This is a genomic window from Treponema primitia ZAS-1 (genome assembly GCF_000297095.1).
Classification (GTDB): Bacteria; Spirochaetota; Spirochaetia; order Treponematales; family Breznakiellaceae; genus Termitinema; species Termitinema primitia_A.
Map to the genome: position 1 here is coordinate 1 of NZ_AEEA01000056.1, position 25,810 is coordinate 25,810.

A 25,810-nucleotide genomic window follows, 5' to 3' on the forward strand; every position below is an offset into this window, starting at 1 on the left:
TGGAGGGACCCTCTGGGAGGACCCATACTTTCCCTTCCTGACAGGCCCCCCCTACAAGTTGTGTGCTTCGGAGACCCAATCAAAGGGCGCATGGCTTCACCGGGTTACCTACCGTGGCAGAACTTATATTTTTTACCAGAACCGCACGGGCAGGGGTCATTGCGTCCGACCTTAGGGACAGAACGAACCACCGTAACTGCCTCGGGCTCGGAGCGGGAAGAGGGGCCGGCTGGACGGGCGCTTCCTGCAGCGGTGTTAGAAGCAGCACCGCTTGAAGCGAAGGCGCCGATACTGCCGTGGCTGGCGGATTGGGCAGTGCCAAGGGTCTGTCGGCCGGTGGGGCGTTCGCCGGCTGCCATGATGCGGACCAGATGTACCCGGGAGGCTATTTCTTCACGGATGGTGTCGATCATGGTATCAAAAATTTGGAAGCCTTCAATTTTGTATTCTGTTAAGGGGTTTTTCTGGGCATAGCCCCGGAGGTAAACTGCTTCCCGGAGACCTTCCATGTTTTCCAGGTGATCCAGCCACTTCCGGTCTATTGATTGGAGGTACTGCCCCCGGATAAAATGGTTTATACCTTCTTCACCTACCAAGTTTTCCTTGTTAGTAATATCCGCTTCCAGATCCCGTATTATCAGTGCACTGAGGGCTTCCGGAGTTTGGACATCCTTGGTTGCGCCGTTCTCCTTGAACGTATCCACCGGGAGAGGATAGCCAAATTTTTCCTTAAGATACGCCGTCAGTTCCTTTATCGCTTCCCCTTGATCCTGCCGCTGGGCAGTGCGGTATCGGCCTATTGCGGACTCGACCATATCGGCAGTGGCTTCGTTTACCCTGTTCCGCAGATTAGCGTCCCGGAGGATCGCATCCCGCTGTTCGTAGATAAACTTCCGCTGCTGGTTTAGCACATCGTCGTATTCCAGAAGGTGTTTACGGATCTCAAAGTTCCGTTCCTCCACCTTTTTCTGCGCCTTTTCAATGCTCTTGTTGAGCCAGGGATGGTAGATGGGTTCCCCGGGTTCCATGCCGATTTTGGACATAAGGTTCTTGATATTGTCCCCGCCGAAAAGGCGCATAAGGTCATCGTCCATGGAAATGAAAAACTTCGATCGTCCCGGGTCACCCTGGCGGCCTGAACGGCCCCGGAGCTGGTTATCGATACGCCGGCTTTCGTGACGCTCCGTACCTATTACATAGAGGCCTCCGAGGGATTTGACTTCCACGTAATCTTTTTTCCAGGTTTCGTATTCTTCTTTATAAATTGCCGCGTATTTTTCCGGGGGAGCGTCGGTACCGGCTCGTTTTCGGGCCCGGTGTTCCGGACTGCCCCCAAGTTTGATATCCGTACCGCGGCCCGCCATATTGGTGGCGATGGTTACGGCGCCCTTGGAACCCGCTTCGGCAATGATGATGGCCTCACGGGCATGGTTTTTGGCGTTGAGCACCTCATGGCGCACACCCCGGCGGGTAAGAAGGCCTGAAAGTTTCTCCGACTTTTCGATAGAAACCGTGCCTACCAACATGGGCTGGCCCTTCTGGTGAGCCTCGGCAATTTCAGTACAAAGGGCGCTGAACTTTTCATCTTCGTTCAGGTAAACCACATCGTCCTGGTCATTACGGGTCACGGGCAGATTGGTGGGTATCACTACAACTTCCAAATTGTATATTTTGGCGAATTCTACGGCCTCAGTGTCCGCAGTACCGGTCATACCGGATATTTTTTCATACAACCTAAAGTAATTTTGGAAGGTAATGGTGGCCAGAGTCCGGTTTCGCTGGGCTATTTTGATCCGTTCCTTGGCCTCAATCGCCTGGTGGAGACCGTCGGAGTAGCGGCGGCCATAGAGAATACGACCGGTAAATTCATCCACAATCTGGACCAGCCCGTCCTGGACCACATAGTCCACATCAATATGGAAGAGCTTGTGCGCGCGAAGGGCCTGGGTAAAGTAATGGAGGTACTCAAAGTTTTCCTCATCCACAATGGCGCCCTTGATCAGGTTTCGCTTTTGGAGCAGATCCTCAAGTTTGGCCATGCCGGTATTGGAAAAGGAAATATTTTTGTTCTTTTCGTTGAGTTTATAATCCCCGATGACCTCTTCTCCCTGGGTTTCATCGGGGTACTCGCCATTGTCTTTTTTCTTTACCTCTTCCAGAGTCCCCAGGAGCTTATCCACCTCAGCGTACTTGAAGGTATCGTCCTCGGCGGCCCCGGAGATGATCAGGGGGGTGCGGGCTTCGTCGATGAGTATGGAGTCAATTTCGTCAACCACACAAAAACTGTGACCCCGCTGGACCCGTCCTTCCAGGTCCCAGCGCATATTGTCCCGGAGGTAGTCAAAGCCGAATTCGTTGTTGGTACCATAGGTAATATCACAGGCATAATTCAGCTTCCGCCTATCGTTGTCCATGTCCGAAAGGATGGTCCCCACGGTGATGCCCAGGTAGCTGAACACCGGCCGCATCCAGTCCGCGTCCCGTGCAGCCAGGTAATCGTTCACCGTAACCACGTGGACACCCTTGCCCGAAAGGGCGTTGAGGTAGGTGGCGGCCACACTCATCAGGGTCTTGCCTTCCCCGGTCTTCATCTCCACGATCTTTCCTTGGTGGAGCACGATGGAACCCAGGACCTGGACATCGTAGGGCCGTTCCCCCAGGTTCCGCCGGGCAGCTTCCCGGGCCAGGGCAAAAGCTTCCGGGAGCAGGGCATCCAGGGATTCCCCCTTGGCATAGCGTTCCCGGAACAGGGCAGTCATTTTTGGATATTCTTCCGCGGGCAGAGCCGCAGCCCAGGCTTCTTTCTCGTTCACCGAGTGTAATATGGGCAAAAGGGCCTTTAAATCCCGCTCGTGCTGGGAGCCGAACAGGGCTTTTACGATTTTTTCAAACATAGTACTACTTTACTGTCGGAGGGGGCTTGTTGGCAAGAGAGAACGGGGCAGGGGAGCATCACTCTTCCTTGACAAGCCGTCCCCCCTGGTCTAAGGTTTTATTCATGAAGCTGCATCCTCTGCTTGTCTGTGTCCCCCTTATATTGTTCAGCGCCTGTACCCGGCAAGGGCTTGTTTCCATTGCCCGTGAGGATCATTTTGCCCTGGAAATTGGGCGTTTAGAGGATCAGATCGACCTCTACAACCTGGAGGGAGGGCGGAGCAACCGAAAAACCTCCCTGGCAATGAGGGATGGTCTGTTCTATATTGCCGACGGTAACGGGGGAAAGGTGGTCCACTATACCTCCTACGGAGATCTCCTGTTCATGATCTATAACGAAAAAACCAACCCGCCGCCCCTGACACTGCGGACCGATGTGGAAACCGAAGGGGTGGGAACCCGGGGGGCTTTTCCGTATCCTCTGGAGGAACCGGGGAACATCACCGTGGATACCCGCAAACATATCTATGTGGAAGACCGGCTTCCCTATGAGCGCCGTAGTTTTGACACGGAAAACAGGATCATTGAAGACGCCATAGTCCTCCATTTCGACGCTAACGGGCGCTTTGTGGAATATCTTGGTAAGGAGGGCATAGGGGGATCCCCCTTTCCCAAAATCGAGCGGATTAGCGTTTCGGTACAGGATGAATTTGCCGTTGTCTGCCGTATGCCCACGGGCTGGAATATCTATTGGTATGACGCCGAGGGAGTCCTGCTGTATTTTCTTCCCCTGCGAAATGAAATTATCCCCACACCTCCGGACCGTATGCCCGTATTTCCTTCAATTGATACTATTGCGGTGTCTCCGGACAGCCGGAAGCTCTTTATCAAAGTTGATTATTACCGGGAAACCTTCGATGAATCCACCAACACCAAACTTGGTGCGGAACCGGATAGTTCTGTAATCTGGATGATGAATGTGGAAGACGGAACCTACAGCGGTACCATCGAAGTACCGTTCTTTGAGCACCATGTTACGGAAAATAACCGCCGCATCACAGAAAAGCTCCTCTATTCCCTTTTAGGGGCGGTAAAAAACGACCGGGTATTGCTCATCTTTCCGGTGGAGGACGGGTATTCCATCATGATCCTCTCCGTTAATCCCCACGAACAACGCCGGGGTTTTATCCAGGTAAAAGATGAAGAACTTCAATACAACGCTTTTTATATCTCCGCCGAAGGTATCCTATCGGCCCTCCTTGCCACGGATTTCCAGGCAAAACTGGTCTGGTGGCGCACCGACAGGTTGCTGGAAGAGGGTAGTCCCTTATAGGGCTGTCAGCCCGGAGTAATATGGAACCAAAGGAACAGGAACCGAAAAGAAACGATGATCCCCTCCAAAATCTGGACCGGGAGGTGATCTTTTACTATAACCGTGAACGCCGTCTTGAGCGGGTATCCCCTGCGGTACGGGCTCTCAATGAAGGGAAGCTGGTAAAAGGCGGGTTTATCCACTCCCTCACTTCCACAAAATCCCATGTATTTCTCTTTATCTCCATCCTGATCATAATAACCATGATCATGGTCTTTTCAGCTCTGCAGGCCCCATGGGGAGTTATTACCCTGGGGGGCAATGACCTTACAGTCAGGGCCGGACGCAGCCGGGATGAATCCTTTATCACTATCAATAAAAGCATTGCCGCCAAGGAGGAAAACCCATATACCGGGGAGGTATATGTGGGGGTTTCCCCGATCATACGGTCTTCGGGAAAAACAAATCCCGCGGATATTCCTGTCTTTACCGGCCAGATCTTTTTTACGATGGAACCGGAGGAAGAATATCGTCTCGTTCTGCCCTTTAGTGGGGAAAACTATATGCTCCTTTTCCAGGTAGGGGATCAGCGGGCTTCAACCCGGGTTAAAACCAAATAGCCTTCCTTTTTATACTCTTTCTTGACCGAAGGGCATTATTGAGGTATGTTTATAAAATGCGGAGAGTGGTATGATTCAGTTTTATTTTTTGTCCATCCTTTTGAACGGCTTGGCGGGGTATACCCTTGTTGTTGGTACCGGTGAAGAGGATACCAGTCTGGATACCGGGTTCCGCCTGTCCCTCCAAAACGAAAGCTGCCGGCTTATCCTGGGGGTACTGACCATCGTAATGGGGTTTCTGAAAATCCTCTCTTCGGTCCAGGGGGATGTGCAGGTCATTGGGGACCTTATTCCCGCCCTAGCGGGTTTCCTTGCGGGGTTTGTCCTGGTATTTGAATACTACCGCAGCCGGTCCACCTTGGAACCGGAACATACCGAAAAGATTGAACAGCTTTTGATACATAATAAAAAATGGATAGGCTTCATTGCCCTGGCGGCGGCAGCCCTTCATTTCCTCTTTCCCACGGTTCTTTTCCTTTAGGGTTCCCCCTTGCATACATCAGTCGCAGGAATCGCCTGGGATAATGGACGCTTCTTCATAGCACTGCGCAGCAGTGGCGGGGATATGGGGGATAGGTGGGAATTCCCCGGGGGTAAGGTGGAAGAGGGGGAGTCCGACGAAATGGCCCTCAAACGGGAATATGAAGAGGAATTCGGGGCGCCTGTCACCGTGGGTCCCCTTTTGGGGACCGCAAGCTTTGAACACCACGGCATTACCCGCCAGGTAAACGCTTACCGGATTTATTTTACCGATACCAATTTCACGCTTACCGAACATACCCAATGGCGCTGGGCTAGTATTGATGAAATTGAGCTGCTGCCCTTTGTCGATTCGGATCTCAAGCTGGTTCCGGCCTTAAAAAAGGCTAGTTTTTCTTAGAAAGCTTCCCCAGGGGGAGGGCGAATTTCAGGGAGAGCCCTAAATCAAAGGCTGAATAGGAAGCGCCGGCCCGGATTCCGTCAGGGTTTTTTTGGAAGAGATTAGAACTTGAACCTATCATTAACAAATAGGTATCTCCGCGGGTACCGGTAATGTACCGCCAGGAACCGTGTAAAACCAATGAAAGATTTTGATTGGAAGAGAAACTAAGATCCAGATATGGTTCCAAATACAATCCTCCTTGTATTATATCGCTGTACTGTACGTTTTTATTTATGTGAGTATCCGTATTGCTGGCGAATATCAGAGGGCTAATAAAAAAACGGAAATCCAGCGTTAAAACTTGGTGAAACGGCCAAAAAAGCCCGAGTTCCGGTGAGAGGATTAACCAATTCTGATCATAGGTGATGCCGGTTCCCTGAAGATATTTTTTATCCCATCCATCCTGCATATATTCGAGGTAACCATCCTGGGCTATCCAGGAAAACCGCATATACGAAACGGAAAGCATGGCCTTGATTACCACTTCCGCGGCAATGGGGATCGAGATACCCCCCGAAACATCCAGTAGCATCGCCCCCTGAATATAGGCGTCATGGGAGGAAAAATTGGTTAAACGCGGATCATCATAACTTGTAGAAACCGAAGAATCGTGCCAATCCCGGTCTTCCATGGTTCCGCTTAAAATTGGAAGTCCAAACTTAACCGACAGATCCGCCGCGACGCCAAGGCCGGCAAGGGGATCGGCACGGGAAAAAGACAGGGCTGAACCCAGGTACACCAGGGGATTTAGGTCCCAGTTGAGCTGGCTAAGTTTATCATCCTTTTTGGAATACTTATAAACAATTTCTTCGGACTGCCCCAGAAGGACCCCGGTCCCGGTGGACAGAGAGATCCTGTAGGGGGTCTTGCCAATGGTAAAGTTTATATCATCCTGGCCATAGCTCAAAACCGGAAATACGCCAATAGTCATACTGACGAAAAATACAAAGGCGTATATACTTTTCATATTATGAGAGTAGGTGCATCTTTATGCTCTGGTCAAGTGCTGGTCCTTAGCTTAACCATCCTCCTGGGGGCCTGTAAGCGCGGTCCTGAAGAAATGCCCCTTGTCCCGCCCGTTACTCCCCCCCTATCCCGTTCCGTAATCGGCTACGGGGTGATAAGCAATTCGTATACCCATGTGCAGAACGAACCTGCACCGGAATCGGTTTCCCTGGGCTATTTACGCCGGGGGTCCGTGGCGGAGATCCTGGAACGGAGAATTATAACAACCCGCGGGGCTCCGGAAGCGTGGATCCGGGTAAACACCACCTACCGGGGTTGGATTAAAGAAGCGGGCGTACAGATATATGACAATGAAACCCAGGCCATGACTGCCTCGGAGTCCCTAAGCAGCGGACAAGAGCTTCGATGAACCCCCTCCTGATTTGGCTTATCCCCCCTCTTATAGGGGCCGTGATAGGGTATATAACCAATGCGGTGGCTATAAAAATGCTGTTCCGGCCCCTAAAGGAGGTCCGGGTTTTTGGTATCCGCCTGCCCTTTACCCCGGGGATACTGCCCCGGCAGCGGCATAAGCTGGCGGAAAATATCGGCGCCATTGTGGAACAGCAGCTCCTGACTCCGGAAATACTTGTTGCCCGGCTGCGGCAGGAGGATGTGCGGAACAGCCTTAAGACTGCCATAGCGGGGTATATGGAAAAACTAATAAACGCCCCGGATACTGCCAAACCCATTACCGATTTTCTGAAAAAACCGGAGATCCATCGGCTCATGGAAATTCATGGCCGGGTCTTTCTGAACAACGCAATCCTTAGGTTAAACGTATTTCAGCGCTTCTTTTTATCCGCCGGTCAATTTGATAATACCCTTCATGACCGGATGCCGGAGATTATCGACGATCTTATCCGTCAGCTGGATGAAATCCTGAAGGACCGGGATATACAAGCGGGGATACTAACATTCTTTGGGGATGAATTTTCGGAACGGGGCCTCCAAGTATTAGAAGAAAAAAGCGCTGCCCTGTTAAAAACTATCAATATTAAAGCGCTGGTTTCCAAGAGGATCGATTCCTTGGACATGCTTTCGGTGGAACATATCGTTCTGGATGTAATGGCTAACCAGCTCAAGTGGATTAACATTTTTGGCGCCATTTTGGGCGCCCTCATCGGACTCTTCCAATCGGTCTTTTCCTGGTTTATCCGATAAAACCTCGGCAGAAGATACTGAAAAAAAAATAAAAAAAGTTACCTATTACTAAAGCAAATTTTACCTTCCCCCCCTAACAAGGGGTATTACGGGAGGTTTTATGAAAAGAATGTATTTTGTTTTTGTGCTTTGGCTATCCGTGTTTCTGCTGGTTCTTGAATCCTGCGATAATCCGGCTAGTCCCGCTATCGGGAATGGACCGGCTAACCAGGAAATCCCAGAAGAAAAAGAGCCGTCAGGTAAAACATCCGATCCTGATGATTCGACCGATGTCGAGGACCTGAAAGATCCTGATGATTCGGCTGATCATCAGGACCCGGAGGATCCTGATGATCAGGCTGATATTGGGGACCCGGAGGATCCTGATGATTCGGCCGATATTAGGGACCCGGAGGATCTTGATGATTCGGCCGATATTGGGGACCCGGAGGATCTTGATGATTCGGCTGATATTGAGGATCCAGAGGATCCTGATGATTCGGCCGATGGGGATGGTACGGATGACCCTGAGGCAGAGTTTCCCGAAGGGGAGGGCGCCAACGGAACCCTTTCCTATACCGTGGAATTTCCCGGGGACAAGGTCCGGTCCGCCCTGATGACCCTATCCAGGCTGGATAACGCCGGTCAATACCAGCCCAGGCGAATCCTCGATCTCCGGGAAAATTATATCGACGCGGCCAGCGCAGGTTCCCTTACCCTGCCCCCAGGCTGTTACCAGCTGGAACTGAGTCTGAATTCTTTGTACCCCAAGGTGGTTAAGACTGAGATTTTATACATTTACCCCGAAACGGAAACCATCGCACCGGTCTATCACTTTGATACCACTGAATTTTCGAGTCCGATAGAATTGACCGGTACTAAAGAGTTGCAGGACTATCTTGCGAAGCAACAAATAAATACTGAGGCAAATCCGTATATCATCACGGTAGGGGGAATTGATTTGTCAAGCTCCAAGACCAAGGCAACTGAAAATAATCTGATAGATCTCTATACAGTTTTAAATCGCTATGCGGCCCTGGACCTTAGTGACTGCTTCGGGAAATTATTTTACAAATTTACCTTAGCAAAGGCGCCTAATAAGGCCAAAATACGGGCGCTTATTTTACCATCTGAATTAAAAACGATTCCCGTCAATGCCTTTGTGGATTGCGCAGCGTTGGTTTCAGTGGATATGCCCGGGGTCACCACCGTTTCCCACGGGGCGTTCGATGGCTGTGCCAAACTTGAAGCAGTATATTTGGATAACGTGGAACGTATAGAAAATGAGGGCGGTAGCACCGTTGGGGCTTTTAATAATTGTACCGCCCTTACTTCGGTATTTTTGCCACGGGCGGTAAAAGTTGAAAAAAAGTCCTTTAACTCCTGTACATCCCTTTCCATTGTTTATTTGCCCCAGGCAGCCATCATTGGCGATAAGGCATTTGCAGACTGTACTAGCCTTGAATGTCTCATCCTTGGTGAAACACCCCCTGAATTGGGGAAGTCCGTGTTTGCCGGCACAAACCCCGGGATCATATACGTACCATCATCGGCGATTGATACGTATCAAAATACCGTAACTACAGGCTGGACCGACGTCTTAAAAGCTAAGGTCAGGGCATTGCCTTAAAAAAAATCAAAGAAAAACCCTGCGGCTTCGCTATATTTTTTTTACGATATAAAGTAAAATCATCCGTAGCATCGCATTGCAGGGGAGGGAGAAAGCATGGCGAAGAATGAAGTGGAAAAAAACCAGGGGAAACCCCCTGGCCTCAAACGAAGAAAAAGAGAAGGCCCTGGAGGCTGCCCGGCTCCAGATTGAAAAGCAATTTGGTTCCGGGTCATTGATGAAGCTGGGCGCTCATATCAACGCCTCAGGTATAGAGGTGATCCCCTCGGGGGCACTGCTCCTGGACGAAGCTTTGGGGATAGGCGGCTTTCCGCGGGGGCGGATCATCGAGATCTATGGCCCGGAATCTTCAGGGAAAACCACTTTGGCGCTCCACGTTGTCGCGGAAGCTCAGAAAATGGGTGGTGTGGCGGCCTTTGTAGACGCAGAACACGCCCTGGACCCGGTTTACGCCAAAAATCTGGGGGTCAATACCGATGAACTCTGGATTTCCCAGCCCGATACGGGTGAGCAGGCCCTGGAAATCACCGAAAGCCTGGTCCGTTCCGGCGCCGTAGACGTAATCGTGGTAGACTCCGTGGCAGCCCTAACCCCCCAAGCGGAAATTGAGGGTGATATGGGTGACGCCCATATGGGCCTTCAAGCCCGGCTTATGAGTCAAGCCCTGCGAAAGCTCACCGCCACCATCGGAAAATCCCGGACTATCCTCATATTCATCAACCAGATCCGTATGAAAATCGGTGTCATGTTCGGTAACCCCGAAACAACTACCGGCGGTAATGCTCTGAAATTCTACGCCTCGGTGCGTCTCGATGTGCGTAAGTTTGAGACCATCGAAGGTGGGGGCGACGAGGACGCCGTGGGCAACCGGGTACGGGTCAAGGTGGTGAAAAACAAGGTAGCCCCGCCCTTTAGGAAGGCGGAATTAGAAATAATCTTTGGCAAGGGCATTTCCGCCATAGCCAGTCTCCTGGACGCAGCGGTTAAATATGATATCATCGAGAAAAAAGGCGCATGGTTTTCCTACGGCGAAGAAAAGGTCGGCCAAGGCCGGGAAAATGCAAAAAAATACCTGGAAGAAAACCCTGCCTTCGCCTCTGAAGTGGAACAAAAACTCCGAAAAATCATGTTCCCCGGCCGGGATTTCTCCCCGCAAGGCCAAGGAAAACTAAACCCCGTCACCCCGGCAAGCAGCGCCCCAACTGGAGCCACTGTTTCTGTAGCGGACCCTGTAGGAGGAGCGTCTACTCCCCCGCCGGCTTCCGGTCTTGCCGCCGCCGCTACCGCTGTTCAGGCAGCCGCACCCAAACCCCCCGCAGGAATCACCCTGGGCACCCCCCCAGCCTCGCCGGAAGCGCCAGCTGTCTCCAGGGGCCGTGGCAGACCTCCCCTAAACAAACCCGCCGCCTCCACGGAGACCATCTCCATAGGCCGGAAACCCAACAAAGGAGACGACAGCCTTTTCTAAACTGATCTATAGGTACCCCCTGGGTAGTAACCACTGCGCGAAACACTACTCCAGGCGGCCCTGTCTACAGTTTTGTTTGCAGTCCTGTCGACAATGGCGCCGGCGGGGGTGGTGGAGCCACGCTGCGGGATATTCTGGAATTCCCCCCTATGAAGACCCGAAGGGGCTTCATAGGGGGATTCTACAGGCATCCCGCAGTGGGGATTCACCGCCCCCGCCGGCGTCTTTGCCACAAGGGTATTTACCACCCACCCAAATCCGGCTATACTATCCAAAGATGGATACCACAAATACCTCCGTAGTCCACAATTTCAGGGTAAATGAGTTTGAAGGTCCCCTGGACCTTCTCCTTTTCCTCATCAAAAAAAATGAAGTCAATCTGTATGATATTCCCATTTCCCAGATTACCGAGCAATATCTGGATTATCTCCGCTTTGTCACCCAGCTTGATCTGGAGGATCTTACCGAATTCCACGCCATGGCGGCATCCCTTTTGTATATAAAATCCAGAATGCTCCTGCCCATTGAGTTGGACCTGGAAGACGATATTGACGATCCCCGGCAGGAGTTGGTGGATAAACTCATTGAGTATCAGCGGTTCAAAAAACTATCCGATCTGATGGAAGAAAAGGAAAAAGAGGCTGAATGGGTCATGGAGCGTAAAAAACTCCAGCGGACCCTGCCTTTTGCGGAGGATGAGCTCTGGGAAAAGGTGGATATCTGGGAGTTGGTTAAAACCTTCTCGTCCATTATATCTAATCTTCCCGGGGAGAGGATCCTCGACATGCACGAGGAAGTATCGATTAATGAAAAATTAACCCTTATTTCCGAATTCCTGGAGATAAAAGGGGAGTGTAACTTTACCGATCTGCTGGTCAGAAATGGTTCTATCATGGATATTGTATGTGCCTTCCTAGCCTTGTTGGAGGCGGTAAAACTCAAGAAGGTTGTGGTTTTCCAGAACCGTATGTTCGGGGATATTTTAATACGCCCCGGCATAGGCGCCGACGATGTTTTGGCTGAGGGAGCATCATAATGGATATACGGGCAGAGAAAGAAACGGCATTGATAGAAGCCATCCTCTACCTTGAGGCAGATCCCCTGGATGAAGCGGGTTTAATCCGCATATCCGGCCTGTCCAAGGATGTGATCCAAAAGGCATTGAGCAATCTGGAAGGACGTTATGCCCGGGAAGATTCCGGGGTAGAACTGTCCAGAATTGGCGGAGGGGTCATGATCTCCCCCAAGAAAGAATACTGGGACAACCTGAGGGAACGGTACGGTAAAAAGAACGAATCCAAGCTTTCCAAGGCAGCCCTGGAAACGCTTTCCATTATTGCCTACAAACAGCCCATCACCCGCAGCGAGATCGAGTCGATGCGGGGTGTTTCAGCGGATAATATGATCCGCCTGCTTCTGGAAAAGGAACTTATCCGGGAGCTAGGGAAAAAGGACATACCCGGGAAGCCCATCCAGTATGGTACCACCAGGGAATTTCTCAAATTCTTCCGCCTGGAGAGTATCGCCGATTTACCCAAACTAAGCGAAAGTGAGACCGACCGGTTTGAACTTAACGGATAAAGAAAGCCCCGATACTTCGGAGCACGGGCCGCTCCGGCTTCAGGTCTACCTCGCCCATGCCGGGGTAGCCTCCCGCCGGGCTTGCGAGGGGCTCATCAGTTCCGGCCGAGTAAGCGTAAATGGCCAGGTGGTAACCGTTCTGGGGACCCGGGTATTACCCATCGACGATATACGTCTGGACGGGGTCGCCCTGCAAATCGAAACCCAATTCCACTATCTGGCCCTTAATAAACCTCCCATGTATATATGCAGTTCCTCGGATCCCCAGGGCAGGTCCCTTGCAAAGGACCTGCTCCCCATGCCTCGGGAACGGCTATACAATGTGGGCCGCCTGGATTACCGTTCCTCGGGGCTCATCATCTTTACCAATGACGGTGATTTCGCCGCAAAGGTAAGCCATCCATCGGCGAAAATCAAAAAAGAGTACCTGGTGGAAGCCACCGGACCTATTCCGGATACCATGATTGCAGAATTTCAGAAGGGCCTGGAAATCGAAGGGGTATTCTATCGCTCCACGGAAATCGAACGCCTGGGTCGAAAGTCCATCCGGGTGGTTCTTATTGAGGGCAAAAACCGGGAGATTCGCCGGGTTTTCTCCCATTTCCACCTACACCCCAGTAAACTCCACCGCATCAGAATTGGCCCGGTGGTTTTAGGCAGCCTTGGAGCAGGGGAGTCCCGGGCCCTCACAGAGGAAGAAAAAGAAATTTTGTTGCAGAGGAGAGCATAGTGGTTATTGCTATTGACGGGCCTGCGGGATCGGGAAAAAGTACCATCGCCAAGTATTTAGCGGAAAAGCTGAAACTGCCCGGGGAAAAGTCCTTTACCTATGTAAATTCGGGGAACCTTTATCGGGCCATAACCCTGGGGTGCATCCACAGCCATATCGATCCCCTGGATCAGACGGCGGCCTTAGCTTACGCCAAATCCGCACGCATTGAGTACAAGGATGGAGATGTGTACCTGGAAGGGGAAAATGTGGTTTCCCTGCTCCACACCGATGAAATTGACCGATTCGTTGCCCCTCTATCAGCGAATGTACCCATACGTCATGTGGTAAATGATCTTATCCGGACAATAGCCGGAGACTTGAATGTGGTGGTAGAGGGCCGGGATATGACCACCGTAGTTTTTACCGATTCGAAATACCGGTTTTACCTGGACGCTTCCGCGGAGGCCCGGGCAAAACGGCGCTTTGACCAGGGGGTATCCAAGCTCAGTTTAGAGGAGATCCTTGCCGCTATCCGGGAGCGGGATGAAATTGACAAAAATAAAGTTGAAGGAAGCCTTAAAATCGCTCCCGGAGTGCGCTATTTGGACACATCGGACTTGACCATTAACCAAGTTTATGACAAATTGATAGAGGAAATAACGAATATACAGATAGAAGGATCAACCATGGGCCAGTTGGAAGTGGAATCGGACACTAGTCCGATAGAAGAATCAAACGTACAGAAACCCGCAAATTCTCAGGATGATATTCAGACGCAGCTGCAGGAAAAGTATCTCAAGAGCCTTGAACAGCTTGAAGAGGGGCAGTTGGTAGATGGCCATGTCATTCAGGTTACCCCTGATCAGGTCTTTATCGACGTGGGGTATAAATCCGAAGGGAAAATACCCATCGGAGAATTCGCTGAAGTCCCCAAGGTGGGGGATGTGGTGTCGGTTATTCTCATAGCCAAGGAGAATAAATACGGTGAAGTAATTGTTTCCAAGCAAAAAGCGGATGTAAAGCTTTTTTGGAAAAATTTACGTCAGGCCTTCCAGGATCATACCATGGTAGAGGGGACCATCGAAAAGCTTGTTAAGGGCGGCTACGATGTGGACCTTGGCGCCGGGGTACGGGCCTTTCTGCCTATCAGCCAGTCCGATGCCCAGAAAGTGGACAAACCGGAGAAACTCCTGGAGCTTAAAACCAATTTTTATGTTGAACGGCTTTATTCAGATGGAAAAGTTAATATTGTAGTAAACCGCCGCAAATGGCTCGAAGAAGAAATTGAGCAAAAACGGAAGGATTTCTTTGAAAAGACCCAGATCGGCGACGACGTAAGCGGGGCGGTAAAGAGTTTTACCTCCTTCGGCGCCTTTATCGACCTGGGGGGCTTCGACGGCCTGCTCCACATCAACGATATGAGCTGGGGCCATGTAACCCGGCCCAAGGACTTTGTTAAGAAGGGTCAGGAGATACGTCTTAAGGTTATCCGCATTGATCCCCAGGAAAGACGGATAAATCTTTCGTTAAAACATTTTACCGATGATCCCTGGGTCCATTTTGAGGACAAATACCACGTCAACGATATTATCAAAGGCAAGGTTACCAAGCTCACCGATTTTGGCGCCTTTGTGGAACTTGAGGAAGGTATCGAAGGGCTGGTGCATATTTCAGAATTCTCCTGGGTAAAAAAGATACAGAAGCCTGAGGAAGTACTTGCCATCGGTGACGATACTGAATGTATGATCCTGGGTTACGATCTCCAGGCGGGTAGGGTGTCCCTGGGGCTTAAACAGGTTACTCCCAACCCTTGGACCGAAATAGAAGCGAAGTATCCCGTAGGGACCAGGCTTACCCGCAAGGTTGCAAAGATCACCAATGCCGGGGCCTTTATCGAACTGGAAGAGGGCATCGACGGCTTCCTCCACGGGGATGATATTTCCTGGACTAAAAAGATCAAACATCCGGGAAGCGAATTTTCAGTGGGCCAGGAAATTGAGCTCATGGTTATCAGTGTTGATGCTGAGGACAAAAATATCCGGCTGGGCATTAAACAGCTTTCGGAAGATCCCTGGCAGAGTTTTGCTTCCAGCTATAAACCGGGTTCCCTGGTTGAAGGTGAAGTTTCATCGGTCACCGACTTTGGTGTTTTTGTCCGGGTACCCGGCGGTATTGAAGGGCTCATTCATAAATCTAATCTTCCGGAAAACCGGGAGGACGACCCGGATGAACTTCTTAAAAAGTACAATGTTGGGGATAAAATAAAAGCGGTGGTTTTGGAAATGCAGCCGGATAAGCAGAAGGTAGCTTTTTCTATCAAGGACTATCAGAAGAAGGTCCAGCGGGATGAGTTATCCCGGTATATGGCGGCTGAAGAATCCGATGGATCCACCTTTACCCTTGGGGATTTTTTAAAGTCGAAAAATACTCCCGAGGAGTAAGATGAAAGACTGCTCGAACCAAAGGTTCGTTTTATGCTGTCAGCCATAGACGTTCAGAAATTTAACACCCTAATTGAGATTAACGCTCTCATAAGCTCGAACTATACGGACGTCAATTCGCTGTTGACCGAAATCCTTGAGTCCGCTACCAGATTATGCGAAGGGGAGGCTTCAAGTCTCCTCATGGTAAACCTTGAAAAACAGGAACTCCGTTTTGAAATAGCCCTGGGTACCAAGGGGGCGGAGATAAAAAAGTTCACCCTGAAACTCGGGGAGGGTATAGCCGGATGGGTTGCGCAGCACAATAAATCTATCATTGTTAATGATGTTATCAATGATAAACGCCACCTCAGTTCCATTTCTGAACGGATAGGATATCCTTCCACGACCATGCTTGCGGTGCCCATGCGCAGCAAAGATGCGTGTATCGGTGTAATTGAATTGTTAAATAAAAAGGATAATAAATCTTTTTCCCAGGATGATCTTGAATGGCTTGAAATATTCGCCAACCAGGCGGCCATAGCTATTCAAAACGCCCGGAACTTTGAACAAGCCAGGGTAGAAATAGAATCACTGCAGGATCAAATTAAAACTGATAAGGGCTATCACACCATGATTGCGAAAAGCCCAATCATTATAGAAAAGATCGATATCATTGATAGGGTTGCCAAGACCGATTCTTCGGTACTGATCCTGGGGGAGAGCGGGGTAGGGAAGGAAATTTTTGCCGAGCAGATACATCTCCGCAGCCCCCGAGCAAAGGCGCCTTTTATACGGGTAAACTGCGCAGCCCTTCCGGAAGGCCTTTTGGAGAGCGAGCTCTTTGGCCATGTTAAAGGGGCCTTTACCGGGGCTATCCAGACCCGCCGGGGCCGTTTTGAATTGGCGGATGGGGGTACCATTTTTCTTGACGAGATTGGGGATCTTCCCCTGCAGCTCCAGGCAAAGCTGCTCCGGGTTATCCAGCAAAAGACCTTCGAGAAGATCGGTTCTGAAGTATCGGTGACCGTAAATGTGCGCATCCTGGCGGCCACCAACAAGGATATTGAAGCCCAGGTTGATAAGGGAGAATTTCGCAGCGATCTCTATTACCGGTTGAATGTATTACCCATTTATGTTCCACCTCTGCGGCAGCGGCCCGAGGATATTCCGGAATTGGCGGAGTTTTTTCTTAAAAAATTTATTCGGGAAACTAAAAAACAGTTTGCCGGGTTTTCTAATGAAGCTATAGAAGCCATGCTGTCCTATTCCTGGCCGGGGAATATCCGGGAGTTGGAAAACTGTATCGAAAGGGCCTGCGTTATCGGAAAAAATTCATGGATACGGAAGGAGGATCTCTTCCTTAAGCTTGGCAATGAAGCTGATACCACTGAGGGAGACCGGAATCTTAAAACGGCGATCAATGTTTTTAAGACCCACTTTATTCAAAAAGTCCTGGAAGAAAATAACTGGAACCAGACTGAGGCCGCAAAATCCCTGGATATCCAAAGGACCTATTTATCACGGCTTATAAAAGAATTAGATATTATGAACCTTAAGGAGAATTAATTATGGCAACAATAACGGAAGAAACAAAGGAAAAACTCAGCTTTGGAGATGCCCTGGCTGATTTTATTCAGCGTAACCGTAAGGCACTGCTGATCACCATGATATCCGCAGTAGTAATAGTGATAGGCTTTATCGCTGGTTTTACCATTCGGGATATGGTGCAGGAAAAGGCTATTAGCGCTGTTGAAGATTTTTCCCGGCGCTATGATATCCTGGTAATTGATATTAACGAACCTACAAAGGCTGAGGAAGTCCGGCTGCTTCTGGACGAGCTTAATGCCTTTGGGGAAAAACATTCAGGTTATGCCGGCGCCCGCGCTTATTCCCTGGCGGCGTCTATTTATACGGAAAAGAAGGACTGGGCGGAAGCGGAGGAAGCATGGACCCACACCGCCAAGTCGGCGGGAAAATCATATCTGGCTCCGGCAGCCCTGTTCAATGCCGCGGTAGCTGCGGAAGAGCAGGGGAATCTGACCCAGGCTATCAGCCTCTATTCTGAAAGCGCAGCCCACGTATCCGATTTTCCCGGCTCTGCCCGTGCCCAGTTTTCGATAGGCAGACTAAACGAATCTCAGGGCGATACGCAAGCTGCCCTGGAAGCCTACAGGCTTATCCCGGAAAAATGGACAAACGAGACTACCTGGGTTAATCTGGCGCAAGACCGGATTATAGTCCTGTCAAACAGCGGATCTTAATGTTAAAAGGGCTCCGGCTTTTGCGGTTATTTTTATCCGTCTTGGTACTTAGTATCCTTGGATCCTGTGGGATCGAGGAGTATATGTACCTTGAGCCGGTTGATCCGGGAATTCCACTGACACTCAATACACAGGCTTTTGTCAGGCTTCCTAATGAACCCTATTATTTCCGGTATTTTTTAATTTATTATCGTATTTATATCAGTGGATTACTGGTTGAAGGAACGGTCTCCACCGATCAGTTGGATCGGATTAATCCTTCTTTATATACCGATTATTACGCATTTTATCCTTATACTAATTCGGACAATTCGGTGGTACCCAGTACCATGGGGAATATTTTTTCTAATCGAAAATACTATCCACTGATGTTGGAAGGTAGCGCCATTGAAAGCTATTTAGGTTCTTCGTCGGGGGACATTATCACTTTGGATTTTGCCAGAAATCTTCCCTTAAGGCCGGCTCTTTTCCCCGGAGATACCCGTGTAGATCAGACGCTTACCCCACTTAACCTTTGGCGATATTCCGAGAGTGGTATTATGAACCCTTATGCGGGTAACCGGTATTTTACCAACCATTCCGATTTGAATACCGGTAGTTTCATTAACCAAAATACTTTTACCAACCTGGACATTGCAGATAATACTGCGGTTTCCGGGCCGAAATATACGTATGTATCTATGTACATTATGGCTTATGGAATGGACAATAATTTTTCCCCAGTTTATAGTACTCCAACTTTTATCGGTATATTCCGCTTACCCGATTAATAAATATAGACTGATTATAGTTTTTCGTCCGGAGGGGAGTCTGTTTTATGTGCCCTTTTTACTAGCTATAATGTATATTCTGTCTAGTTCGGTTTAGGGTTCTTTTTTATCAGTCGGGATACAGGGCCCGGTAAACATTAAAATACGAGTCGTGTTTACTTGCATCCTGTGGGTTTTTTGCCAGAACTGCCTTACGAGTTAAATTGAATAGGGTTTTTTCGGGGGTTATCCGTAAGGCACGGTAGTTTTTTTCTTCCAGTACCGGGACAAAATCATCGGAGCCATTCTCCGGAGCTTGGTATACGAAACCCCAGAGCAACGAAGGAACCGAATGTTTTTTACTGCCCGTTGGGATTTTTACTTTTACGGCTTCGGTGATAATAATACCATCGGGAAGATTTTTGTTTATTTTTTTGATAAAATCTTCCGCGGAAAAGTCGGTTCCATCATATAAGTTCAAATCAATAGTAGCAATTTCAGCGCAGGCCCTTATACCCAGCGATAAGGGAGAAGCAAAGTCTAATCTTGGGGTGGGATTAAATCCCTGGGTAAATAATACCGGAATATCGGCGCGAATAAAGGCCATGGAAAACAATTCAATCAGGGCCAGGTGAGGTAAAAAAACCGCTGCATTTTGTTTTTTAAAGGAAAATAAAATGCGCAGAGTTATAGGGTCCTGTTTTTGAGTTTCTGCTAGAGAGGGTTTATCATGAAGTAAATTATTATCATGTATATTATTATATACTATTTCGGTTTCCTTATTGCAATTTCCGCAGGGATTGTTACAATTATTTATACATGGTTGAGTTAATTCTTTACATTTGGATTTTTCATATTCCCGTTTAAGAAAACTTACCGACGTACCACTGTTGATACAATCCCAAGGCAGGGGTTCTTCTAAGTTCCTGACTGTATGGATAGCCTGAACCAAAGGGGCATGGGTTTCCAAAAGATCGGCCCAGACATCTTTCTTTATATATTCGTCCCAGGCGTCTAAACGGCAGCCCCGCTCATAGGCTTTTTCGATGAGCTCCCCTACCCCTTCGTTTCCTCGGCTCAGGACTCCCTCAATTACCGCTATAAAGGGATCGTTAAAACTAACCTTGTGGCCCCGCTTTTTTAAGGTAGTACGGATATATTCAATCTTAGAGCGGGCCGCTTTTTCATCAATCTGGGCTGCCCACTGATAGGGTGTATGAGCTTTGGGGATAAAAGCTCCCACATTGATGTTGAAATTCATCCCCGTACGGCGGGCAATTTCCAGGATAAACTCAACAATTTCCTGTTCCTCGCTCCGTTCATTATCCCCCACGGGGAGCCCTACCATAAAATAAAATTTGGCGCCCCGCCAACCGTTCCGTTTAGCCTCGGTCAGAATAGCCGCAACCGTATCCCTGCTTACCTCTTTGTTGATTGCCATCTGCCATGCCTCTACGGGGGTTTCTACCGCAAAGGTTAGCCCGCTTTTTCGTACCGCCGACACTTTTTCTAACAAGGGCATTGAAAAGCTTGATACCCGCAGGGAAGGAAGCTGGAAAGAAATATGCCGGGAAGCGTATTCATCGTTCAAGGATCCTACCAGGGAATCGATATGCTGATAGTCTCCGGTGGACAGGGAGGAAAGGCTTATTTCCCGGTAGCCGCCGGTATTGATAAAGGCCGCCGCCTCCTGCCGTATTGTATCTGCGCTCTTCTGCCTCATGGGGCGGTACCAGATACCGGCATGACAGAAACGGCAGCCGTTAGGACAGCCCCGCATTATTTCTATCGCCCCGTGGTGCTGAACGATTTTTATACTGGGAACCGGAAAAACCGCCGGGCGGGATGCAAAGCCGGAATCTACCGCACGAACTGCCCGTTTCTTTCCTCCAGTCCAAACTGAAGGATGGGCTTGGAGTTTTTCCAGGAGTTCTCCCCTGCCCGCTCCCGCCAGTTTTAGATCCCGCAGTTCTGCTGCAAGATCAAAGAAACCAGCTTCAGCTTCACCTATCCAAAAGGCGTCGATAAAACGTTCATAGGGAAGGGGGTTGGAAACACAGGGGCCGCCCATAATTACGATGGGATCACTTTCTCCCCGAGCAGTTCTTCTGAGGGGTATAAAACCCCGGTCCAACATGGTGAGGACTCCGGTTATACCCAATTCATACCCCAGGGTAAACATTAAAATATCCAGACTGCCCAGACTTATCCCGGTATCAAGGCCATAGAGGGGTATAGTATTGGAACGGAGGAGTTCCTCAAAATCCGGCGCCGGGGCAAAGGCACGGTCGCATGAAATTCCGGATATTGCATTGAGCCCATTGTAGATTATCCTGAAGGCCTGGTTGGACATACCTATCTCATACAGATCCGGAAAGGCAATGAGCATATTTAGTGACGAGGCGGATTGCGGCTTGGCAAGCTGCCCATATTCACCCCCGGTATATCGGGCGGGTTTCTCCACGCTTAACAATAATTCCCCCGGATGCTTTAGGGGATCAATATAGGTAACGGTTTTAATGCTGGAACCTTCTGGTATAAATACTCAAGGCAAGGCCAATCCCCGTCATGGCGGAGGTTAGGGCGGATCCTCCGTAGGACATGAACAGTAATGGGATACCGGTAATTGGCATGATCCCCATGGTCATTCCCACATTAATCAGAAAATGGAAGATATACATGGCGGATAGGCCTGCGGCGATATAGGAACCGAAGGGGTCCGATGTGACCTTCATGATCCGCACAAGCCGCAGACATATTATTAAAAAAAGGGTAAATACCAAAAGTCCACCCAGGAGCCCCCATTCTTCGGAGAAAATAGAAAAAATAAAATCCGTACTTTGCTGGGGCAGAAACCGGTAATGACTTTGAGTACCCTGAAGATAACCTCGGCCCATAAAACCCCCGGAACCGATGGCGGTGATTGACTGGATAATATTCCACCCTGACCCCCGGGGATCCACATTGGGGTCCAGGAATACTATGAGCCGCATGATCTGATAATCCTTTAATACCTTATGGGAAACAAATGAAACCCCAAGGGATAAAATTATTATGGTGGTGAAATATACGATCCAGTAAAAATATCTTTTTTTGTACCGTAAAAAACCAAAAAGAGCGATGGCAGCAATAATGCCCAGTGCAAGGACCGTGATCACCACAAAGGTCGTGTTGTTAAGGATATTCATAGAAGGCATGGATTGACGCAAAATATAGCTCTGCCAAAGGGGTAGGACCATAAACACCGCGGTACATACAATACAGGCCCCTAAAAAGAGCACATACCGCAGGGACATACCGGCAATAAAGGTCATAGCCAGCAGTATGGGAATAAATACCAGGGATGTACCAAAATCCGGCTGAAGGAGGATCACTACCATGGGTACAAAAACAATGGCACAGGAAAAGACAAAGCGGACAAAACTATTCCTGTTTCTTTTTGAATTGTCCAGGTACCGGGCCAGGAAAATAATAGTGGTGATTTTGGCAAATTCAGAAGGTTGTATTCCAAAGGCTCCAACCCCAATCCATGCCCGGGCTCCATTAACCAGACGACCAAACAAACAGGTGTATACCAAAAGTACTATGGTACCCAAATATAGATATACTGAAAGATCATAAAAGCGCCGGTAATCCACCATGGCGATAACCAGGGCGACGATAAGCCCCACAATAGCCCAGATTATCTGCCGTATATATTCGTTGGAAACTAAAACCCCCGCGGAGGTTACCCCGGATGAATAAATAAAAAGAATGCCAAAAATAGACAGAATTATTACGGAAAAAATAAGAGGAAAATCTATTTCCAGAAAATCCCGTAGTTTCATTCCCCGCGCCCCTGCGTGATCTGCCCCTGCACGACCGATCTAAAAACAGGTCCCTGATCGATAACCAGCGCAGCAACGGCATCTTCGTAATTTTGTTTTGCAAAGATCCCCTGAAAAATGATCGCCGAAGCATAGACGGCCCACCATTCCCAAGTATTTGTTGCTTCCACAATAATAGATACAACTACCTGTTCTTCGGGATTATCAGTTTTATAGGGGGCATAGGCGGCGAACCAGGAATGCCAGTGACGTCCCTGGGTCGGCCCAACTTCCCCGGTACCGGTTTTTCCGGCTATCTCCACGGCGCTTATATTTAGGGGGAATCGTGCGGTACCTTCGCTCATAACACTGCGCATATTGTTCCGGACGGTCTCAAAAACATCGTGATCAATATCGCTCTTACGGAGTACCGTGGGATTGACGGCTTTTTCCACTGCCCCCGTAAGGGGATCCCGAACTTCCTTGAGTAAGTGGGGTTGATAGATGACACCGTCGTTAACCACCATGGAAACCATATTGGCCATTTGAATGGGGGTAACCAGGGTATAGCCCTGACCAATGGACATGTTCATGGTATCCCCCGGAACCCAGGGTTCATGGAAACGGCGATCCTTCCACTGCTGGGTGGGAACAAACCCGGCTACTTCGCCGGGCAGATCCATGCCGGTTATTTCACCAAAACCGTATTGCCGGGAATAGGAGTTGATCCGTTCAACCCCCAGATGATCCCGACCCACAGCCCAGAAATAAATATCGCAGGACTGGGCCATTGCCTGCTGCAGATTAAGACGTCCATGACGACGAGGACCATAGGTGTTCCAATTGATATGACAGTGCCAATTACGGCCCCCATAGGAGATTTCGCCGGGACATTCAATGGTTTGTTCCCTGGGAAAAGTATTTTCCGCCAGAATCCCGGTGGTCATGACGATTTTAAAGGTTGAAGCCGGGGGATAGCTTGACTGGATGGCACGGTTAATAAAGGGCTTGTTAGGATCGTTGATCAGCGATTGATATTCGGTCCCCAATTCATTGCTATTAAAAATATTGGGATCGTACCATGGGTATGAGACCATGGCGAGAATTTCTCCGGTACCGGGACGTGAAACCACCACCGCCCCCATCCGCTCTCCCAGGGCTTTTTCCGCCAAGGTTTGAATTGAACTATCGATGGTTAATACAAGATTTTTTCCCATCTCGGGGGGAATGCGCAGGTTATTGGTATCTCCCACCCTTCTGCCGCGAACATCCACAGTCCGGGTTTCCGAACCTTCCTTTCCCCGCAGTATTTCATCATACTGCCTTTCAATACCCGCTTTTCCAATTACGTCGCCCTGTTGATATCCCTGGTTATAGAGCATGGTAAGCTCATCCCGGGTGATATTCCCCACATACCCCACGATATGTGCAAGGCTGCCTATGTTATTAACATAATTCCGCATAGGCTTGGATTGCCAGGAGACCCCGGGAAGAGAATCCCGATGTTCCGCCAGGGCGGCAATGGTTGCAAATGGGACATTGGCTGCAATTTCCACAGGCTGATAGAGATAGTAATACTGCGATGGTATTCTTTCTTCAATCTGCTGCCGGCTGATTCTTGTAATCTCCGCAACCCGGGTAATAAGATTTGGTATTTCCCCCTGGGGGACATCCGCCGGAGTAATGCTTACCGCAAAGGAATCCGCGTTAAGAACCAGGGGTTGATTATAGTTACGATCAAAAATTTCCCCCCGCTGAGCAGGAATAACCGAGGTCCTGCGGGCTATGGCTTCCGCTTGGGTTCGATACACATCACCGCTGAGGATCTGCATAGCAAAGAGCCGCGATGAATAAGCAACAAAAATAAGAATAAAAATAATTTGGAGAAATCGTATCCGTTTTTCAGGTTTTTTATCTTCATCGGGAAAATTCGTTTGATGTATCAACCATCCCTCCCTTCCACCAACAGGGGTTTAAATAATTTTAATAGGGCGAATAAAAAAGGTGCAATCAGGGTATTGAGGGCAAATTCTACCCAAAGAATGGGGCTCTGGGCAGCATACGCCGGTACCGCAGAGGCAAACAACAGGTGGAGTATCCAAAAAAACAGAGCTTTTATAAGGGTGGCCCCCCCGCAAAGGGCCATGGGAAGAAGCAGGGTATCTAAAAAAAAGGTTCCCTTCATAAGTCCCACAGAAGCGCCTACGATGGTCCGCACAAAGGTATTAAGTCCAAGGGGAGCAGCGGAGAGAAAATCTAAAAGGAGGCCGGAAGAAAATCCCGTAAGCTGCCCGGTCATGGTACCGTTATTGTAGGCGCTGAAGACCAGGATCCCCAGGGCAATATCCGGCACCGCATGGTATATGGCCAACCGTGAAAGCAGGGTTGATTGAAGAATGGCCGCCAGAAGGGCAAAAATAGTTGCCCAAATAACATTCTTACCCATCGCTGGATTCCACATCTATTACAAATACGTATTCCAACCGGGAAAAATCAACGGCGCTCTCCAATTCTACGGCCATGGAAGTTTCATATTCCTGGTACAGAATTCCACTCACCCTGCCTATGATAATACCCGCAGGATACACTCCGCCTATTCCACTGGAAATGATCTGGTCTCCGTAATTAATTTCATCCCGGGCCCGTTTTGGGATGGCACGCATCAGTAATGCTGTTTCCGGATTTCCCTGACCTTCAATCAACCCCTCGTACCGGGAATCCGCAAGCCTGGCAGAGGCATAAAAGTTCAAATCGTAGACCGGTATGATCAGGCTTTCAAACTGCCCTGCCTGGACAACCTTGCCCACCAGGGCCTGGATACCGCTCTGGTACGCGATGACGGGCATATTGTTATCAAGGCCGTCACGCTTGCCCTTGTTAATTACTAAGGCTGAAAAAAGATTATCCGGGTCACGGCCTGTTATCTGGGCGGGAACATACTTTAGCTGGAGGGTTTCCGCAAAGCCAAGCTGTTCCCGGAGACGATTGTTTTCCCGCCGGATCTCCGTAGAGGTCCTTTCAAGTTGTTCATACCGGATCATCCGGTCCGTCAATTCAGCGTATTCCCGCCGCAGGGTAGCAAGTTCCTGAACAGAGAGAACGGTCCGCGAAACAAATGACGAAACACCGTAGATACTCCCCCGTATGCCGGAAAAGAGAGAAAGCCCCACATCCCGGAAATCAACAATAAAACTGCGGGTTGAAAAAAGGAGTATAGAAAAAGAGACCAGACTGAGGGCTATGAAAACATAGACCTCTGCGGTGAATCGGCCCTTGCCTCTGGGGTCTCCGTTAAACGCCATAA

General features: G+C 49.4%; 22 protein-coding genes. 15 read left to right on the forward strand and 7 right to left on the reverse strand.

The window, feature by feature from the left end:
• Positions 1-104: 104 nt before the first annotated feature.
• The gene (secA, locus tag TPRIMZ1_RS0109845) at positions 105-2,894 is read right to left on the reverse strand and encodes a preprotein translocase subunit SecA (RefSeq protein WP_010258430.1); all 2,790 of its coding nucleotides are present in this window, start codon (positions 2,892-2,894) and stop codon (positions 105-107) included.
• A gap of 104 nt (positions 2,895-2,998) precedes the next feature.
• On the opposite strand from secA, the gene TPRIMZ1_RS0109850 reads away from it, so the two are divergent.
• From TPRIMZ1_RS0109850 to TPRIMZ1_RS0109865, 4 genes are all read left to right on the forward strand, one after another.
• Entirely contained in the window at positions 2,999-4,207 is a 1,209-nt protein-coding gene (locus TPRIMZ1_RS0109850; protein WP_010258431.1) for an LIC_12708 family protein, read from the forward strand.
• 20 nt (positions 4,208-4,227) lie between these two features.
• The gene (locus TPRIMZ1_RS0109855) at positions 4,228-4,806 is read left to right on the forward strand and encodes a hypothetical protein (protein WP_010258432.1); all 579 of its coding nucleotides are present in this window, start codon (positions 4,228-4,230) and stop codon (positions 4,804-4,806) included.
• A 70-nt stretch (positions 4,807-4,876) separates the two neighbouring features.
• Entirely contained in the window at positions 4,877-5,287 is a 411-nt protein-coding gene (locus tag TPRIMZ1_RS0109860) for a hypothetical protein (RefSeq protein WP_010258433.1), read from the forward strand.
• A gap of 9 nt (positions 5,288-5,296) precedes the next feature.
• Positions 5,297-5,686 (forward strand): (deoxy)nucleoside triphosphate pyrophosphohydrolase, encoded by a 390-nt coding sequence (locus tag TPRIMZ1_RS0109865; protein ID WP_026043647.1) that lies wholly within the window; start codon positions 5,297-5,299, stop codon positions 5,684-5,686.
• Here the strand turns inward: TPRIMZ1_RS0109865 and TPRIMZ1_RS0109870 are convergent.
• Complete coding sequence (locus tag TPRIMZ1_RS0109870) at positions 5,673-6,659, reverse strand: omptin family outer membrane protease (protein ID WP_232616799.1); 987 nt, start codon at positions 6,657-6,659, stop codon at positions 5,673-5,675. The genes TPRIMZ1_RS0109865 and TPRIMZ1_RS0109870 overlap by 14 nt on opposite strands.
• 72 nt (positions 6,660-6,731) lie before the next feature.
• On the opposite strand from TPRIMZ1_RS0109870, the gene TPRIMZ1_RS0109875 reads away from it, so the two are divergent.
• The 11 genes from TPRIMZ1_RS0109875 (at position 6,732) to TPRIMZ1_RS0109930 (ending at position 18,721) form a co-directional block, all read left to right on the forward strand.
• A complete protein-coding gene (locus TPRIMZ1_RS0109875; protein ID WP_010258439.1) occupies positions 6,732-7,103 on the forward strand; it encodes a hypothetical protein in 372 nt (123 codons plus the stop codon).
• Positions 7,100-7,897 carry a DUF445 domain-containing protein gene (locus TPRIMZ1_RS0109880; protein WP_010258443.1) on the forward strand — a complete coding sequence of 266 codons (798 nt, stop codon included), beginning with the start codon at positions 7,100-7,102 and terminating at the stop codon, positions 7,895-7,897. The genes TPRIMZ1_RS0109875 and TPRIMZ1_RS0109880 overlap by 4 nt, the downstream gene beginning before the upstream one ends.
• A 100-nt stretch (positions 7,898-7,997) precedes the next feature.
• Positions 7,998-9,506: a leucine-rich repeat protein gene (locus TPRIMZ1_RS19745; protein WP_081503652.1), complete on the forward strand. Its 1,509-nt coding sequence runs from the start codon at positions 7,998-8,000 to the stop codon at positions 9,504-9,506.
• Positions 9,507-9,612: 106 nt separating this feature from the next.
• Positions 9,613-10,974 (forward strand): recombinase RecA, encoded by a 1,362-nt coding sequence (recA, locus tag TPRIMZ1_RS18775; RefSeq protein WP_010258447.1) that lies wholly within the window; start codon positions 9,613-9,615, stop codon positions 10,972-10,974.
• A 277-nt stretch (positions 10,975-11,251) separates the two neighbouring features.
• Positions 11,252-12,010: a segregation and condensation protein A gene (locus TPRIMZ1_RS18780; RefSeq protein WP_010258453.1), complete on the forward strand. Its 759-nt coding sequence runs from the start codon at positions 11,252-11,254 to the stop codon at positions 12,008-12,010.
• Positions 12,010-12,555 (forward strand): SMC-Scp complex subunit ScpB, encoded by a 546-nt coding sequence (scpB, locus tag TPRIMZ1_RS0109905; protein WP_010258456.1) that lies wholly within the window; start codon positions 12,010-12,012, stop codon positions 12,553-12,555. Before TPRIMZ1_RS18780 ends, scpB begins: the two co-directional genes overlap by 1 nt.
• Positions 12,539-13,285 carry a pseudouridine synthase gene (locus TPRIMZ1_RS0109910; RefSeq protein WP_010258459.1) on the forward strand — a complete coding sequence of 249 codons (747 nt, stop codon included), beginning with the start codon at positions 12,539-12,541 and terminating at the stop codon, positions 13,283-13,285. The genes scpB and TPRIMZ1_RS0109910 overlap by 17 nt, the downstream gene beginning before the upstream one ends.
• The gene (gene rpsA, locus TPRIMZ1_RS0109915) at positions 13,285-15,708 is read left to right on the forward strand and encodes a 30S ribosomal protein S1 (RefSeq protein ID WP_010258461.1); all 2,424 of its coding nucleotides are present in this window, start codon (positions 13,285-13,287) and stop codon (positions 15,706-15,708) included. The genes TPRIMZ1_RS0109910 and rpsA overlap by 1 nt, the downstream gene beginning before the upstream one ends.
• 33 nt (positions 15,709-15,741) lie before the next feature.
• Positions 15,742-17,256 carry a sigma 54-interacting transcriptional regulator gene (locus TPRIMZ1_RS0109920; protein WP_010258462.1) on the forward strand — a complete coding sequence of 505 codons (1,515 nt, stop codon included), beginning with the start codon at positions 15,742-15,744 and terminating at the stop codon, positions 17,254-17,256.
• A 2-nt stretch (positions 17,257-17,258) separates the two neighbouring features.
• Positions 17,259-17,951, forward strand: a complete 693-nt coding sequence (locus TPRIMZ1_RS0109925) for a tetratricopeptide repeat protein (protein WP_010258465.1) — start codon at positions 17,259-17,261, stop codon at positions 17,949-17,951.
• Positions 17,952-18,034: 83 nt separating this feature from the next.
• Positions 18,035-18,721, forward strand: coding sequence for a hypothetical protein (locus TPRIMZ1_RS0109930; protein WP_157784214.1), 687 nt, complete (start codon positions 18,035-18,037; stop codon positions 18,719-18,721).
• Positions 18,722-18,830: 109 nt separating this feature from the next.
• Here TPRIMZ1_RS0109930 and TPRIMZ1_RS0109935 read toward each other — a convergent pair whose 3' ends face one another.
• From TPRIMZ1_RS0109935 to mreC, 5 genes are read right to left on the reverse strand one after another with little or no spacing between them, the layout of a single operon-like run.
• A complete protein-coding gene (locus TPRIMZ1_RS0109935; RefSeq protein ID WP_232616801.1) occupies positions 18,831-21,164 on the reverse strand; it encodes a TIGR03936 family radical SAM-associated protein in 2,334 nt (777 codons plus the stop codon).
• Between the two features lie 52 nt (positions 21,165-21,216).
• Positions 21,217-22,527, reverse strand: a complete 1,311-nt coding sequence (gene rodA, locus TPRIMZ1_RS0109940) for a rod shape-determining protein RodA (protein WP_010258470.1) — start codon at positions 22,525-22,527, stop codon at positions 21,217-21,219.
• Positions 22,524-24,452 carry a penicillin-binding protein 2 gene (mrdA, locus tag TPRIMZ1_RS0109945; protein WP_010258474.1) on the reverse strand — a complete coding sequence of 643 codons (1,929 nt, stop codon included), beginning with the start codon at positions 24,450-24,452 and terminating at the stop codon, positions 22,524-22,526. The genes rodA and mrdA overlap by 4 nt, the downstream gene beginning before the upstream one ends.
• A complete protein-coding gene (gene mreD / locus TPRIMZ1_RS0109950; RefSeq protein ID WP_010258478.1) occupies positions 24,449-24,952 on the reverse strand; it encodes a rod shape-determining protein MreD in 504 nt (167 codons plus the stop codon). The genes mrdA and mreD overlap by 4 nt, the downstream gene beginning before the upstream one ends.
• Entirely contained in the window at positions 24,945-25,808 is an 864-nt protein-coding gene (gene mreC / locus TPRIMZ1_RS0109955) for a rod shape-determining protein MreC (RefSeq protein ID WP_010258480.1), read from the reverse strand. The genes mreD and mreC overlap by 8 nt, the downstream gene beginning before the upstream one ends.
• Positions 25,809-25,810: the final 2 nt, after the last annotated feature.